Source organism: Mesorhizobium sp. B2-3-5, from assembly GCF_006442395.1.
GTDB lineage: Bacteria > Pseudomonadota > Alphaproteobacteria > Rhizobiales > Rhizobiaceae > Mesorhizobium.
In genome coordinates this window covers 30,091-45,123 of record NZ_VFVX01000001.1, presented here as the reverse complement: position 1 = coordinate 45,123, position 15,033 = coordinate 30,091, and the positions used below count along the sequence as shown (strand labels likewise).

The 15,033-nt window shown below is 62.1% G+C and carries 19 protein-coding genes; 9 read left to right on the top strand and 10 right to left on the bottom strand.

Annotated features, from left to right (window positions below):
- Window positions 1-129 precede the first annotated feature (129 nt).
- From pip to cysS, 6 genes are all read right to left on the bottom strand, one after another.
- A complete protein-coding gene (gene pip, locus FJ958_RS00245) occupies window positions 130-1,098 on the bottom strand; it encodes a prolyl aminopeptidase (RefSeq protein ID WP_140737893.1) in 969 nt (322 codons plus the stop codon).
- Complete coding sequence (locus FJ958_RS00240; RefSeq protein ID WP_140737890.1) at window positions 1,095-1,571, bottom strand: GFA family protein; 477 nt, start codon at window positions 1,569-1,571, stop codon at window positions 1,095-1,097. Before FJ958_RS00240 ends, pip begins: the two co-directional genes overlap by 4 nt.
- Window positions 1,568-2,059: a GFA family protein gene (locus FJ958_RS00235; RefSeq protein WP_140737887.1), complete on the bottom strand. Its 492-nt coding sequence runs from the start codon at window positions 2,057-2,059 to the stop codon at window positions 1,568-1,570. Before FJ958_RS00235 ends, FJ958_RS00240 begins: the two co-directional genes overlap by 4 nt.
- Window positions 2,060-2,065: 6 nt before the next feature.
- Window positions 2,066-2,452 (bottom strand): VOC family protein, encoded by a 387-nt coding sequence (locus FJ958_RS00230; protein WP_140737884.1) that lies wholly within the window; start codon window positions 2,450-2,452, stop codon window positions 2,066-2,068.
- Entirely contained in the window at window positions 2,449-2,856 is a 408-nt protein-coding gene (locus FJ958_RS00225) for an endonuclease domain-containing protein (RefSeq protein WP_140737881.1), read from the bottom strand. The genes FJ958_RS00230 and FJ958_RS00225 overlap by 4 nt, the downstream gene beginning before the upstream one ends.
- A 268-nt stretch (window positions 2,857-3,124) precedes the next feature.
- Window positions 3,125-4,573 (bottom strand): cysteine--tRNA ligase, encoded by a 1,449-nt coding sequence (gene cysS / locus FJ958_RS00215; RefSeq protein ID WP_140737875.1) that lies wholly within the window; start codon window positions 4,571-4,573, stop codon window positions 3,125-3,127.
- A gap of 166 nt (window positions 4,574-4,739) precedes the next feature.
- Here cysS and FJ958_RS31435 point away from each other — a divergent pair, with 166 nt between their 5' ends.
- On the top strand, window positions 4,740-4,880 hold the full coding sequence (locus FJ958_RS31435) for a hypothetical protein (protein ID WP_181165741.1): 141 nt from the start codon (window positions 4,740-4,742) through the stop codon (window positions 4,878-4,880).
- Between the two features lie 112 nt (window positions 4,881-4,992).
- Window positions 4,993-5,148, top strand: coding sequence for a hypothetical protein (locus FJ958_RS00210; RefSeq protein ID WP_140737872.1), 156 nt, complete (start codon window positions 4,993-4,995; stop codon window positions 5,146-5,148).
- 76 nt (window positions 5,149-5,224) lie between these two features.
- Here the strand turns inward: FJ958_RS00210 and FJ958_RS00205 are convergent, their stop codons facing one another.
- On the bottom strand, window positions 5,225-5,986 hold the full coding sequence (locus FJ958_RS00205; protein ID WP_140737869.1) for an SOS response-associated peptidase: 762 nt from the start codon (window positions 5,984-5,986) through the stop codon (window positions 5,225-5,227).
- 124 nt (window positions 5,987-6,110) lie between these two features.
- Between FJ958_RS00205 and FJ958_RS00200 the strand changes: the two genes are divergently transcribed.
- The 4 genes from FJ958_RS00200 (at window position 6,111) to FJ958_RS00185 (ending at window position 8,549) form a co-directional block, all read left to right on the top strand.
- Entirely contained in the window at window positions 6,111-6,545 is a 435-nt protein-coding gene (locus FJ958_RS00200; protein ID WP_140737866.1) for an NUDIX hydrolase, read from the top strand.
- Between the two features lie 62 nt (window positions 6,546-6,607).
- Window positions 6,608-6,985 carry a TIGR02301 family protein gene (locus FJ958_RS00195; RefSeq protein WP_140612822.1) on the top strand — a complete coding sequence of 126 codons (378 nt, stop codon included), beginning with the start codon at window positions 6,608-6,610 and terminating at the stop codon, window positions 6,983-6,985.
- A gap of 450 nt (window positions 6,986-7,435) precedes the next feature.
- On the top strand, window positions 7,436-7,693 hold the full coding sequence (locus FJ958_RS00190; protein WP_015318556.1) for a hypothetical protein: 258 nt from the start codon (window positions 7,436-7,438) through the stop codon (window positions 7,691-7,693).
- A gap of 70 nt (window positions 7,694-7,763) precedes the next feature.
- Window positions 7,764-8,549 (top strand): hypothetical protein, encoded by a 786-nt coding sequence (locus tag FJ958_RS00185; protein ID WP_181176234.1) that lies wholly within the window; start codon window positions 7,764-7,766, stop codon window positions 8,547-8,549.
- Between the two features lie 119 nt (window positions 8,550-8,668).
- Here the strand turns inward: FJ958_RS00185 and FJ958_RS00180 are convergent, their stop codons facing one another.
- Both FJ958_RS00180 and FJ958_RS00175 read right to left on the bottom strand, forming a co-directional pair.
- Window positions 8,669-8,875, bottom strand: coding sequence for a hypothetical protein (locus FJ958_RS00180; RefSeq protein ID WP_181176233.1), 207 nt, complete (start codon window positions 8,873-8,875; stop codon window positions 8,669-8,671).
- An 85-nt stretch (window positions 8,876-8,960) separates the two neighbouring features.
- Window positions 8,961-10,292 (bottom strand): dihydroorotase, encoded by a 1,332-nt coding sequence (locus FJ958_RS00175; protein WP_140737860.1) that lies wholly within the window; start codon window positions 10,290-10,292, stop codon window positions 8,961-8,963.
- A gap of 82 nt (window positions 10,293-10,374) precedes the next feature.
- On the opposite strand from FJ958_RS00175, the gene FJ958_RS00170 reads away from it, so the two are divergent.
- From FJ958_RS00170 to FJ958_RS00160, 3 genes are all read left to right on the top strand, one after another.
- Complete coding sequence (locus FJ958_RS00170) at window positions 10,375-11,235, top strand: folate-binding protein YgfZ (protein WP_140737857.1); 861 nt, start codon at window positions 10,375-10,377, stop codon at window positions 11,233-11,235.
- Window positions 11,235-11,870, top strand: coding sequence for an HD family hydrolase (locus FJ958_RS00165; RefSeq protein WP_140737854.1), 636 nt, complete (start codon window positions 11,235-11,237; stop codon window positions 11,868-11,870). Before FJ958_RS00170 ends, FJ958_RS00165 begins: the two co-directional genes overlap by 1 nt.
- Before the next feature lie 65 nt (window positions 11,871-11,935).
- The gene (locus FJ958_RS00160) at window positions 11,936-14,077 is read left to right on the top strand and encodes an EAL domain-containing protein (RefSeq protein ID WP_140737851.1); all 2,142 of its coding nucleotides are present in this window, start codon (window positions 11,936-11,938) and stop codon (window positions 14,075-14,077) included.
- Window positions 14,078-14,093: 16 nt separating this feature from the next.
- On the opposite strand, the gene FJ958_RS00155 is transcribed toward FJ958_RS00160, so the two are convergent.
- Window positions 14,094-14,984 carry a fatty acid desaturase family protein gene (locus tag FJ958_RS00155; protein WP_140737848.1) on the bottom strand — a complete coding sequence of 297 codons (891 nt, stop codon included), beginning with the start codon at window positions 14,982-14,984 and terminating at the stop codon, window positions 14,094-14,096.
- Window positions 14,985-15,033: the final 49 nt, after the last annotated feature.

Here is a 15,033-nt window from a genome sequence, read left to right as displayed (position 1 = left end):
AGCTTTACCGACGGCGCTCGTCCTGCAGCGTCGGAGGTTGGCGAAAGCGACGGCGACATCCAATCTCCCCCCTTGCGGGGGAGATGCCCGGCAGGGCAGAGGGGGGTGTGACGGAGCGCCGTACATCGACTAATTTTTCCCCGCAAACCGATCCGTAGCCCGGATCAACTGATCGAGTATCCCTGGCTCCGAATAGGCGTGGCCGGCGCCCTCGACGAGGTGGAAATCCGCCTTGGGCCAGGCCTTGTGCAGCGCCCAGGCGTAGCGAGCCGGGCATGGCATGTCGTAGCGGCCGTGGACAATTGTACCGGGGATGTCCTTGAGCTTGTACGCGTCGCGCAGCAGCTGCCCCTCTTCCAGCCAGCCGGCATGGACGAAATAGTGGTTTTCGATGCGGGCGAAGGCGACGGCATAGTCGTCCTGCCCAAACGGACCGCTGGTTTCGGGCTCCGGCAGCAGCGTGATCGTCTCGCCTTCCCACAGGCTCCAGGCGCGAGCCGCTTCTATCCGCGCCTTGCGGTCCGTACCGACCAGCCTTTTGCGGTAGGCCGCCATCATGTCGCCGCGCTCGGCCTCGGGGATCGGCGCCAGGAACCGCTCCCACTTGTCGGGAAACATCTCGGAGACGCCGAACTGATAGTACCATTCGAGTTCTGCCCGGGTCAGCGTGTAGATGCCGCGCACCACCAGTTCACTGACCCGATCGGGGTGCGTCTCGGCATAGGCGAGCGCCAGCGTCGAGCCCCAGGAGCCGCCGAACACCAGCCATCTATCGAAGCCGGACATTTCGCGCAGACGTTCGATGTCGGCGACGAGATGCCAGCTGGTATTGGCTTCAAGCGAGGCGTTCGGCGTCGATTTTCCGCAGCCGCGCTGGTCGAACAGGATGACGTCGTAGAGCTTTGGATCGAACAGCCGTCGATGTTTTGGCGAAATGGTACCGCCTGGCCCGCCATGCAGGAACACGGCCGGCTTGGCACCCTTGGTGCCGGAACGCTCCCAATAGACCATATGGCCGTCGCCGACATCGAGCATGCCGCCATCGAACGGTTCGATTTCCGGATAGAGGGTGCGCAGAGAACCGGTGGCAATTGTCATAGTTTCAAGCCTTGCTGCGGCCAGTTGGCCGTTTCGTGGTCGGGATGCTGGAAGGAGATGATCTGCTCCTGCCGCGCGTAGTAGTCGGGATCGTCGTGGATCGGAGCCTCGAAAATCTTCTCCACCCAGGGCAGCCTGAAGGCGTAGTTGACCTGGATCTGTGGTGCGAGGTCCGAACGGTCGTCGAAGGCGCCGATGGCGATCTCCAGGCCGTCGGGCTGGCGGTAGGTCAGCGGCGTGCCGCAGCGGGCGCAGAATCCTCGGTCGATATTGACCGAGGATTGAAAGTAATGCGGCTCCTCATGGGTCCATTCGACGCTGTCCTTCGGCACGGTCACCAGCGCGCCGAAGAAATTGCCGAACTGTTTCTGGCACATGCGGCAATGGCAAATGGACGGGCGTCCGAGCTTGCCGTGGATGCGGAAGCGCACGGCGCCGCATTGGCAACCACCAGTTCGAACAGTCTCGGTCATGGTCTTTCCTCCGGCGGCCATCGGTCGGTGTCGTGATCGGGATGCTGATAGGAGACGAGCTCGGCGAGATAGGGGGCCGACCCCACGTCAGCCATCGTGTCCTCGCCCGGCAATTGCGGAATGGAATCCACATAGGGCAACTTTGCCTCCGTGCCCCATTGGATGATCGGCGCGACATCAGCCGGATCGTCGAAGGTGGCGATGGCGAGCGCCATGCCGTCGGGCGCCTCGAAGGTCAGCGGCGTGCCGCATTCGCCACAGAAGCCGCGCCAGACGGCGTTGGAGGAGCGGAAACGCTTGGGCTCACCGCGCGTCCAATCGACCTTGGCGCCGCGCACCGAGACCAGCGGCAGGTAGAAATTGCCGCTCGCCTTCTGGCACATGCGGCAGTGGCAGATCGAGGCGTCGCCGAGCGCGCCCTCGACGCGGAAGCGCACCGCACCGCACTGGCAGCCGCCCGTATAGACCGGCCGGTTGTCGAGGCTCATCGCATCTCACTCCGGATCATGGCAGACCGCCTCGACATTGTTGCCGTCAGGGTCGAAGACGAAGGCGCCGTAGTAGTTCGGATGATAGTGGGGACGCAGACCCGGCCCGCCATTATCCTTGCCGCCGGCGGCAAGCGCCGCGGCATGGAAGGCGTCGACCTCGGCACGGTTGCGCGCGGTGAAGGCGACGTGCTGGCGATCCCGGGGCTTGTCCCTGGCCGAGCTCAGCCAGAACACCGGCCGGTCGCGGCCATATCCGCCGACCCTGGCGCCACCCGTGTACTCCAACGGCACCATATAGAGCAGAGTGGCGCCAAGCGGCGCCATTGCCTTGTCGTAGAAAGCCTTCGAAACGTCGAAATCGGCAACGGTGATGCCGAGATGGTCGATCATGGAAATGCCTCCCTTGACGGTTCGTATGCCGGCGCTTCGGCACCGGCCAAACCGGCTTCGATCACAATGTGCTGGCAGACGTTGTCGATATCGCGAATGCCATCGTCGTTCCAGAACCGCAGGATGGTCCAGCCGCTGCGCTTCAGATAGGCGGACCGCGCCTCATCGCGTTCCGCCTGGTCGACATTTGCATGCTGGCTGCCATCGACCTCGACGATCAAGCACTTTGCTGAACAAGCGAAATCAACAATGTAAGGCCCCATGGGCACCTGCCGACGAAAGCTCAATCCCATCAGCCGATGAGCGCGCAACTCGTTCCAAAGCTTCAGCTCGGCGTCGGTCATGACGTGACGCATGGATTTTGCGTTCTTGCGCTGACGTGACGGAACAAGGTCGTGTCCCATCAATCACACCTACCTTGGTGATTGGCGAAAGCGGGCAACACGGCCGATCTCCCCCCTTGCGGGGGAGATGCCCAGCAGGGCAGAGGGGGGTGCTGTCCCGCCAGCCTCTCAGTTGATCGTGGCGATATGATGCGTGATTGATCGTTGAAGAAGAATTGAGAGGCAGGCGATCCTTCCCACCCCCCTCTGTCCTGCCGGACATCTCCCCCGCAAGGGGGGAGATTGGCTGGCATCGGCGCTTTCGCCAACTGCCTGGGCATCGCCACCCTCACCGCTTGACCTCCCATGTCGTTACGCGTTCGCCCGTGGCCGGATCCTTGCCGTCCTTCAACTGTACACCTTGTGCCAAAAGGTCGTCGCGGATGCGGTCGGCTTCGGCCCAGTTCTTGGCGGCGATCAATTCCAGACGCCTGGCGATTGCCCTGGCGACATCAGCCTCGTCGACCTTGGCTGAACCGATGTCGAAGCCGAGGAAGAGAAGTGCCGCCTTCAGCGACGCGGCGGCGGCGTTCTCACCGGGGCCGTCGAATTCGGTGGCCTCTCCGGCTAGCTGGGTCAATTGCTGGAAGGCGGCATAGGTGGCCAGATCGTCGGAGAGTGCTTCCAACACCTTTGCCGGCAGTTGCCCGGTCGCCGGCGCCAGGTCCGCGGCACGTTTCCACTTGCGCAATGTGTTCTCCGCCTCTTCCAGCTTGCGCACGGAGAAATCGATCGGCTCGCGGTAATGCGTCATCAGCATCGCCAGCCGCAGAACCTCGCCCGGCCATGAGCGGCCGCCAAAGGTCTCGGTCTCCAGCAATTCATGGATCGAGTAGAAATTGCCGAGGCTCTTCGACATCTTCTGCCCCTCCACCTGCAGGAAGCCATTGTGCATCCAGATGTTGGCCATCACATCGGTGCCGTGGGCGCAGCGCGACTGAGCGATCTCGTTCTCATGATGGGGGAAGATCAGGTCGAGGCCACCGCCATGGATGTCGAAGACCTCGCCGAGATAGGCAGCCGACATCGCCGAGCATTCGATATGCCAGCCCGGTCGCCCCCTGCCCCACGGGCTTTCCCAGCCCGGCTCTTCCGGGCTCGACAGTTTCCACAGCACAAAATCGCCGGGGTTCTTCTTGTGCGCGTCGACGGCGATGCGGGCTCCGGCCTGCTGCTCGTCGAGATTGCGCTTCGACAATTGCCCATAGTCCGGCATCGACGCCGTGTCGAACAGCACTTCGCCTGCCGCAACATAGGCATGGCCGCGTTTGATCAGGCTTTGAATCAGGGTGATCATGTCTGCCTTGCCGTCGGCGCGGGGCTCGACGAATTCGGTGGCGCGCGGTTCGACCGTCGGCTCCAGGCAGCCGAGCGTGGCGACATCCCTGTGGAACTGGTCGGCGGTCTTTTCAGTCACCCGCCGGATGGCTTCGTTGAGCGACAATTTTCCAGCTGCAATCTCGCCGCCGAAATCGCGCAGCGCACGCGCGTTGATCTTGTCGTCGACGTCGGTGATGTTGCGCACATAGGTGACATGTGTCTGCCCGTAGACATGGCGCAGCAGACGGAACAGCACGTCGAAGACGATGACTGGCCTAGCATTGCCGATATGGGCGAAATCGTAGACGGTCGGGCCGCAGACATACATGCGCACGTTCAGCGCATCGATCGGAACGAAGTCCGTCTTCGTGCGCGTCAGCGTGTTATAGAGGCGCAGGCCCTTAAATGCGTCCGACATTCCATGCTTTCCCGGTTCAAAACTTCTTGTCTGGATGGAGCCAGCCCCGCGCCAAGGCGCAAATCAGGCTCCAGCCTGCTGGCCGGGGCGTTTGTCCAATCTAGGGAAAGATGAGGCGAAAACGTCCGGACCAGCGCGAGGCTAGCCAATAATGCAAATGCCACAAATGGCGAAAGACGTTTTCATGGGCGGCTTTATCGCCTTGACCAGTGTTGCCGTCAAGCCGCTGATGCCAGGAAAAACGTCGCCAAGACTGACTATCGCGTCGCTCGATCACGCGGAATCAGGCAGTGAAACATTTTATTAAACATGTCGGCACAGTCATGAAACATTCCCCGGCTAGATCACCAAGCGTCACGATTTGGTCGGATTTCAACGGTCAAACGCAAAACACGAAAACGTTACCTGGGAAGAGAAACATGCCTCGAAGCAAGCAAGACGCCAATCGCGCCAAGCAACCGGCGCTGGCCAGCCACTATCGCGCGATCGGCCCGGCCGCGATCGTCGCCGCCCTTCTTCACACGGCGAAGAAGAAGAAGCCCGCTCCGAAGATCGTATCGCCTCGCGCTGCCTGAAGCGGTGCGGCCGGCGCAATCGCCGGCGACGAGGGCGCGAACAGGCGCCCTGGAACAAAGCCTCGACAGGCTTTCGCTAAAACAGCGTCATCTGACTGTCATCCGCGCCGGGCTTCTGGCGCCCGGCTTTCTCGGGCACCGGCCCGATCTCGCCCCTCACCTGAATCTCCGGTCCGGTGTTGGCGACCTTGTTGACGCAGTCGGACACGGGAATCGCCTCGAAGAAGCCCGTTAGCGCCGGCCGCAACAGGTCGGCGACATCGCGCGGCTCCTGCGTGCGGCAATCCAGCCAGCGGGCAAACTCGGAGATGTCGATCACCACCGGCATCCGGTCATGAATATGGGCGATGTCGGCGTTGGCGTTGACGGTCAGGATGGCGCCGGTGTCCATTTCCGAACCACCGGGCTCGGCATAGGTTTCGATCAAACCGGCAAAGGCGACCAACCCGCCATGCCGGGGCCGTATCCAGTAAGGCTGCCCCTTCTTGCCGCCGGTTTGGCGCCATTCATAAAAGCCGGACGCGGGCACCAAGGCGCGGCGATGGCGCATGGCGGCCTTGAACGAGGCCTTTTCGATTGCCCCTTCCGAACGCGCGTTGAACAGCAGCGGAAATTCCCTGGTGTCCTTCACCCAGGCGGGAATGAGCCCCCAGCGCACCAGCATCGGGTGGCGGTCCGGCAGGTTGGAGCCCGGCGCCCTCGGCGCGCCGGCGGTCGCCATCAGGACCGGCTGAGTCGGCGCGATGTTGTAGCGCGCCGGGAAATCCTCCAGCTCGGCCAGCCCCAGAAAGGCAGCGGTCTGGTCCGGCGTCGCGGTCAAGGCAAAACGTCCGCACATGATCGATAGCTCCTGCCTTCGAACGGGTCAGCCAGAAAGTGGCGATGGAACAGCCGCACTGCAACCGCTAAAACTGTCTCATGGCGGCCGTCCACAGCGGGCTGCGGGCAATCGAAAGTCAGGCATGAACGATATACGAACAACGCTGCCGGCAGTCTCGGTCGCCGTGGTGCGCAACGACACCGTGCTGCTGGTGAAGCGGGCAAGGCAGCCTTCCCAAGGGCTGTATGCCTTTCCGGGCGGCAAGGTCGAGCCCGGCGAGACACTGGAGGATGCGGCTCGCCGCGAACTCATGGAGGAGACTGGTTTGCATGCCGCTGGTTTTCGCCCGCTTCGGGAAATCCATATCGACGGCAGGGACGACCTTCATCCGGTCGATTACCGCCTCACGGTCTTCGGCGCCGCTTATGCCGGCGGCGAGGCAGTGGCTAGTGACGATGCCGAGACAGCCGCGTTCTACACCCTCCGCGAGATGGCGGCGCTGCCGCTCGCCGGTTCGGTGCTTATGGTCGCGCAGGAGTTGCTCGGCCGTTCCGACAGCTCCTCTGAAAGTCGCTGAAAACCTCAAGAGTTGTTCTGGAAACGCCTTGCAGGCGACAAATTGTTTGGTCACATAGATTTATGAGCCGCTCTCCATTTCTCGTCGCTTTGTGCCTCGCCGTCGGCATGACACTGGCGGCGCGGCCTGCGTCGAGTGCCGAGGCGCCGTTCGAGCCCGGATTGATGCGGCTGGCCGAAATCCTGGGATCGCTGCATTTCCTGCGCAATTTGTGCGGCGAGAAGGGCGACCAATGGCGTGTCGAGATGCAGAAGCTGATCGATTCGGAGAACCCGGATGCCGAGCGGCGCGCCCGCTTCATCGCCAGCTTCAACCGCGGCTATCGCTCCTTCGGGGGCACTTATACACGGTGTACAACGTCAGCCACGGAAGCCATCAGCCGCTACATGAAGGAAGGCGAGACGCTGTCGCGCGACATCGCCTCGCGCTATGGCAACTAGTGACACCGGCAGGAAGACCTGGAACGCATTCTATCTGGGAACTGTGTGAAGCAAAGATATCGGTTCTGCGGCTGCTGCTTGAGTGGATAGGCAGTCTGGACGTCCATCAACAGATATTCTCGCTGCTGCCGGCGACCACAGGCATATCCGTCTTGTGCCAATCAAGGTCTTGGTGCAATCCTGATGTTGCACTTGTGCAACAGTGTTAATCAAACGTTACCGCTTGCGTGCGGAATTAACTCAAACTGAAGGTTTTCGCCCCGCAGGCCGGCCTAATCGGCTAAGTTTGATATGGGTTGAAACGCAGCTTCGCCAGACACAGTTGGCCCCTGTAAAAGACGATCAAAAAAATGTCGTATTTACAGAGACTTACTGGAGCCGCGTATGAACAGAACAGATCAAGCCTGATCCACACTGATGGGTTGCCGCTTGAAAGGGTGGACATCGCTTATGGAACATGCTGCCAACGATATCGACGCGCTGGTCAGGGAAGAAAAGCGCCTGACGGCGGTTGAGAGCCACAGCGAAGCCTGGGCGGAGGGCCTTTCGGCCGGCATCGAGCCCGAGATCATTGCCGAGGCGGCGCTCGAGACCGCATTCGGTGAAATGTTGCGCGCCAACGGCGAGACATCAGCGCTTGCCCTGCTCGACCGCATGCGTGAAAAGGTGATTGCTGGCGCCTTCGAACCCGAGCGGCTGCGGCACTGAACCGACGTCCGGTTCTTTGACGATGGAGTTCCGTTCGGGCATCATGCCCGTGAGCAGGGGGATACGGGCAGTGAATTTTCCGGTGTCAGCCAGGCCGAAGGGCTTGGTTCTCCACATCCGCTTTGCTGCTTGCCGTGCCGCGATCCCGCTTTTGATGTGCCTCGCAAGCAGCCCTGCACTTGCATTAAGCGAAATCCAGCGCGAGGAACTCCCCTCGCCGGTCACACGAACGGCGGACGACGATGTCTCACCGCCCGGCAGTGCCATTCCGATGCCCGACCCGGTGGGAACGCCTTCGACCAGCCAGCCGGCCGAACCCGACGCGGCAGAGCCCGACCGCCCTGCCGACAGCGGCTCTAACAGGCCGCGTGTCGATCCCGAGGCGCCCCTGCCGGAGGTCGTCTACGACCTCGGCAAGCTGCCCGAGCCGGTGCGGCGCATGCATAACCTGATGATCGAAGCCTGCAAGAGCGGCGACATCGAGAAGCTCAGGCCCCTGATCGGCACGGGCGACAGCATGACGCAGCTGTCGCTGACCGACATCGATGGCGATGCCGTCGCCTTCCTGAAAGGGCTCTCGGGCGACCCGGATGGCCAGGAGATCCTGGCCATACTGGAGGAAGTGCTCAGTGCCGGTTATGTCCATGTCGACGCCCGGACACCGCAGGAACTCTATGTCTGGCCCTACTTCTTCGCGCTGCCGCTGGACAAGCTCGACGCCAAGCAACGGGTCGAGCTGTTCAAGATCGTCACCGCCGGTGATTTCGACGACATGAAGCAGTTCGGCGCCTATATCTTCTACCGCGTCGGCATCACGCCCGCCGGACAATGGTCCTTCTTCGTCGCCGGCGACTGAGTTTGAGCCTGTTTGTTTGTGGGAAGACTGGTGCGAAGCTCAGGAGCCAGTTCGCTCATACAGGTCGTGGGCGCTATTGTTTGAGCGGGCCTGCAGGTTCTTTCGGTGATGACGGAATCCTAGCCGGCAGTTAAAAGGATGCCATGACCGAATTTGTCGGCAAGATCCTGGATAATCAGCTCTTCACGCGCTGTAAGTCGCGTCTGGTCGACAAAGCGCCAATTGCGCTCATACAACGCAAATGCTTCCTCGGCCGGGATTGGGCGTGCAGCATCACGGCTCCACAACAGCGCTTGCAGCTCTGGGAACTCGGCCGGGTCAATCATAGGCGCGATATGTGCATTCACAGTGTACTGAACATAGTACGGAACGCTTGAAAATCAAAGACGTGACGCATTGCCGATGGTTGATCTAAACCGGCAGCGCCTCGGAAAACTCCACCGCTCTGCCCTGGCTTGGGGTGATGATTTCGCCTTCCCACATGACACGGTGGCCGCGAATGATGGTGCCGACCGGCCAGCCGGTGACCTCTTTGCAGTCATAAGGCGTCCAGCCGGCCTTCGAACCGGCCTGCGCATTGGTGATGGTCTCGCGCCGCTTCATGTCCACGATGGTGAAGTCGGCATCGTAGCCGGCGGCGATGCGTCCCTTTCTGGCCATGCCAAAGATACGCTGCGGACCATGGCTCGAGACGTCGACGAAGCGCTGCAGGGTCAGGCGCCCGGCATTGACGTGGTCGAGCATGATCGGCACCAGGGTCTGCACGCCGGTCATTCCCGAGGGCGAGGCCGGATAGGGTTTTGCCTTCTCGGCCAGCGTATGCGGGGCGTGGTCGGAGCCGAGCACATCGACAATGCCTTGTGCGATACCGTGCCAGACACCGTCGCGGTGGCGCGCGGCACGTACCGGCGGGTTCATCTGGATCAGAGTGCCGAGCCGGGCATAGTCGTCGGCGCTCAGCGTCAGGTGGTGCGGCGTCGCCTCGCAGGTCGCGACGTCCTTGTGCTGCTCAAGGAACAATATTTCCTCCGCGGTCGAGATATGCAGGACGTGGATGCGGGCGCGAACGTTGCGCGCGATGCGCACCAGCCGTTCGGTGCAGCGCAAGGCGGCGATCTCGTCACGCCAGACCGGATGCGAAGACGGGTCGCCCTCGATGCGTAAGCCCAGCCGCTCGCGCAGCCGGAACTCGTCCTCCGAATGAAAGGCGGCCCGGCGGCGGGTATTCCTCAGGATCGAGGCGACGCCTTCGTCGTCCTCGACCAGCAGATCGCCGGTGGACGACCCCATGAAGACCTTTATTCCGGCCGCACCCGGTAGCCGCTCAAGCTCGCCGACATCCCTGGCGTTGTCGCGGGTGCCGCCGACCCAAAACGCAAAATCGCAATGCATGCGGCCACCGCCGCGCCGGACCTTGTCGGCAAGCGTTGTATCGCTGGTGGTCAACGGGTTGGTGTTAGGCATTTCGAACACGGCGGTGACACCGCCGAGCACCGCCGCCCGTGAGCCCGTTTCCAGGTCTTCCTTGTGCTCCAATCCGGGCTCGCGAAAATGCACCTGGCTGTCGACGACACCCGGCAGGATGTGCAGGCCTCGGCAGTCGATCGTCTCGCCGGCCGAAGCCTGGCGGAGATCGCCGATGGCGGCGATGCGCCCATTCTTCACGCCGATGTCACGTGGTCCCTCGCCGTCATGGTTGACCACGATGCCGCCTGTCAGGATGAGGTCGTAGGTGTTGGCCATGCTGATCGATCTCTTGCGGGGGGAGTGCCAGCGGCTTACGTAATGGCCAACCGTTTTGCAAGATCAGGCTTTTATCCGCCCCATGCCCTTTGCCCAGCTGAAAGACCGCGCGCTCATCTCCGTCTCCGGCCCGGATGCCGAACACTTTCTGCAAAATATCCTGACCACCGATCTCGACACGCTTGGCGACGGCGAAGCTAAGCCCGGCGCGCTTCTGGCGCCGCAAGGCAAGATCCTGTTCGACTTCCTGATCTCGCGCGCCGGCGAAAACGCCTTCCGGCTCGAATGCCGTGCCGACATTTCAGATGATTTCGTTCGCCGCCTGACGCTCTACAAGCTCCGCGCCAAGGTCGAAATTGCCAAGCTGGAACAGGCGTTTGTCACCCTTGCGTGGGGAAAAGAGTCAATCGTTTCACAAAGTGATTCAACAGCAGTTGCCGACAGGCGCTTTCGCGATGAAAGCGTGACGCGTTCCTATACCAGCACTGTGGAAAACGGCGACATCGCCGCATGGCAGGCCTTTCGCACCGCCCAGGGCATTGCCGAAAGCGGCGCTGATTATGCCTTGGGCGACGCCTTCCCGCATGACGTGCTGCTGGACGAACTGGGCGGCGTCGGCTTCAAGAAGGGCTGCTATATAGGCCAGGAAGTCGTCTCGCGCATGCAACATCGCGGCACGGCCAGGCGGCGTGTGCTGGTTGTCCAGGCCGGGCTTCCGCTGCCGGCCGCGGGCACCGAACTGATCGTCGAGGGACGGCCCGTCGGCGCGCTAGGCTCGAGTGCCGGCACAACAGGGCTTGCCATCGCCCGTATCGACAGGGTCAAGGCAGCGATGGACGCCGGCCAGCCGATCCTGGCGGGTGATGTCCCAGTGACGCTGACCATCCCCGGCTGGGTCAACTTCACCTTCCCTCAGGAAGCCGTCAGCGCGGAGGAAGCCTGATGGCGGCAGATCGCACCGGCGCGCCGCCACGCGCCTGGCAGCGCATGCTGTCCGGCCGCCGGCTCGACCTGCTCGATCCCTCGCCGCTCGATATCGAGATCTCCGACATTGCCCACGGGCTTGCCCGTGTCGCCCGCTGGAATGGCCAGACCAGCGGGGAGCATGCCTTTTCGGTCGCCCAGCATTCGCTGCTGGTCGAGGCCCTGTTCACCGAACTGATACCCCAGGCTTCCGCCGCCGACCGGCTGGCGGCGCTGCTGCACGATGCGCCTGAATACGTCATCGGTGACATGATCTCACCGTTCAAATCGGTGATGGGCGGCAGCTACAAGGACTGCGAATTGCGTCTGCAGCGCGCCATCCATCTGCGCTTCTCGCTGCCTCCTGAACCGGCAGCGGCGCTGCGCAAGGAGATCAAGCGCGCGGATCAGATCGCCGCCTATTTCGAGGCGACACTGCTCGCTGGTTTCTCGTCCGCCGAAGCAGCCGAATTCTTCGGTCGCCCGCGCGGTTTTTCCGCCGAGCGTTTCGATTTGACGCCCCGCTCGGTGACCTCGGCGCAGAATGCCTTCCTGAAGCGGTTTTCGGCGCTCGATAGATCGCGGCACCAGGTTCCGACATCAGCGGTAGGGTAGAAAACGCTAAATTAACCGGAACGGATAACAGTGCGGTGTTCGATCACGCACCGCAGGCGCGCCACATGCCCGTCGTGGATGTCAAGGATGGTTCGGTCGTCCCGGAGCGGGCAGCCGAAGGCGTGGAGCGCTCGCGCCGCATGGAAGACGAACTGCGCGAACAGAACGAACGTTTTTCAGCCGCGGTCGAGAACATGTCGCATGGCCTGTGCATGTTCGATGCCGATGAGCGCATGATCATCTGCAACGGCAACTACATCAACATCTTCCGTCTCGACGCCAAGGTGATGCGGCCAGGCATCCGTTTCATCGACATCCTGCGGCACAGTGTCGACATCGGCGTCGCCTCGCAAAGTGCCGATGAACTCTACGCCATCCGTAAGCCCTATATCGATCAGGCAAAACCCTCGACCTACGAAGAGACGCTGTCGGATGGCCGCATCATCAGCATCTCGCACCGCCCGCTGGCCCCGGGCGGCTGGGTCTCGATCTACGAGGACATCACCGAACAGCGGCGCGCCGAGCAGGATCTCAAGGAGCAGCATCGCCGTTTCGACGCCGCGCTTGCCAACATGTCGCAAGGCCTGATGATGTACGATGCCGACGGCAAGCTGATCGTACGTAACGGGCGTTTCCTGGAACTCTACAACGTTACCGCGGCGGATTTCCCACTCGGAACGACGCATCGCGATGCGCTCGAACGATTGCTGGAACTCGGCATCTACACGAAGATCGACGTCGACAGCGAGGTCGCCAAGACCGAAGCCTGCCGGCGGGCGGGGAAAATGCATTCGGCCTATCGGCATCTTACCGACGGCAGGACGATTCTGGTCACACGCCAGCCGATGAGCGGCGGCGGCTGGGTGGCGACCTTCGACGACGTTACCGAACGCCGCCGTACCGAAGAGCGCATGACCCATCTTGCGCATCACGACACGCTGACCGGACTACCCAACCGCTCGATGTTTCGCGAACGGCTCGACCTGGCGCTCGAAGACGTGGCGGCAACGCCGCTGGCGATCTTCTCGCTCGATCTCGATCGCTTCAAGGCGGTCAACGACACCTGGGGACACCCTGCCGGCGACTGGCTGCTGAAAAGCGTCGCCGAGAGGCTGCAGCGTTGCCTGCGCAGTGAAACAGACATCGTCGCCCGCTTCGGCGGCGACGAATTCGTCGTCATGCAGTTCCACTTCAAGGACATCGCCAATGCTGAAAAACTGGCGAAGCGCATCGTCGAGGCAATCGCAAAACCGTTTCGCGACAAGGGCCGGGACATGCATGTCGGGATCAGCCTGGGCATCGCCGTTTTCCCCAACGACGGCAAGGACGCCGATACGCTGCTGAAAAACGCCGATACGGCGCTCTATCGGGCGAAGAGCGAGGGGCGCAACCTTTATCGCTTCTTCGAACCCGGAATGGACGCCATGGTGCAAGCCCGCCGGGCGCTTGAAGTCGACCTCGAGACCGCGCTGCCACGCCAGGAATTCGATCTCGACTTTCAGCCTATCATGAACATCGCCTCCGGCGAGATCATCGGCGCGGAGGCCTTGATGCGCTGGCGTTCGCCGGCGCGCGGCACTGTCGCTCCGGATCAATTCATCCCGGTCGCCGAAGAAACCGGACTGATCGTGCCGCTTGGCGACTGGGCATTGAGGACGGCCTGTGCGGCGGCGGCAAGCTGGCCTCCCGGCTTGCGCATTGCCGTCAATGTCTCGGCCGTGCAGCTCAAAAGCGGCGGGTTTGCCCGCGGCGTGATCTCGGCTCTGGCCTTTTCCGAGGTGCCGGCCGGCCAGTTGGAACTGGAAATCACCGAAACCGTGCTGATGGATGAGAGCAAAGCCATGCTGAAGACGCTACGGCAGTTGCGCGAACTCGGCATCCGCATCGCGCTCGATGATTTCGGCACCGGCTATTCCTCGCTTGGCTACCTCAGGCGTTTCCCGGTCGACAAGATCAAGATCGACCGCTCCTTCATTCGCGACATCGGCAACCGCGATACGGCGGCGATCGTTCGCACCATCATCGGGCTCGGCACCGAGCTTGGCATTGTTGTCACGGCAGAGGGCGTCGAGACCGAGGTGCAACTCGACATGCTGCGCGAGAATGGCTGTGTCGAGGCGCAGGGGTATTTGATTGGGGTGCCGGCAAAAGCGGCGGCCATCCGTCGTCTGCTGAAATCGCGTGCGCTACACAGCCAAACCGGCTGATCGCATCCGTGCAAGGTCAACTCAGTGTTTCCAGGTATTTCTCGTGGAAGCTGACATAGCCGGGCTCGACGACGTTGAGGTGCCGCTCGATCAGAGCATGGAACCGCGGCAGTTGATGAAACGGCACACCGGGATAGGCATGATGCTCGGCGTGAAAGGGCATGTTCCAGGCCAGCTTGCGCACCGCCCAATTGGTCAGCGTCGTCCTGGTGTTTTCCAGCATGTTGGCAACGAACGGACAGCGGCCGTGCTCGGCCAAGAGATAGAGGCGCAAGAATGGCTGTCCGAGCAGAGCGGGGATGATCCAGACATAGAGCAGCACGGTGAGCCGGAAATACGCGGCGAGCAGAAGGACCACGGCGTAGAAGGCAATCATGGCGCGCGCCTCGGCCCGCACCTTGGGCCGGCCTTTCGGTGGCACGTAGCTATCCCGGCATTTACCCATCGCATTGGCATAGAGGGTCTTGAGATGGCCCCACCACACCGGGATTCCGGAAACATGCACGAGGTACTGCCGCAGCGTTTCGGGTTTGGGAAAGGCCAGTTCCGGATCATTTTCCGGATCCTGGGTGAAGCGGTGATGGGCGAAGTGGAAGTAGCGGAACCAGTCGGCTGGCAGCGCGAGCGCCAGGCTGCACAGCCGGGCCACGGCATCGTTCAGCCACTGAGTCTCGAAGGCCGTGCGATGAACCGTCTCGTGCAGCAGCGTGAACAGGAACACGATGAGGATGCCTTGCGGCAGCATCAGCAGTGGCCAGAATGGTGCCTTGGCCGCAATCAGCAACCCAATGACCACAATCGCGCCCCAGTGAGCGCCGAGCTGGACGAGACCGGCGACATCCGACTTGGCCGTCAGGCGATTGCGCTCTTCCGGGGCCAAGGATGCAATTATGTCACGGTGGTCCATTGGCCTCGATCCAGGCTGGAGATTTGATAAGGCCCACTCTAGTCGCTAA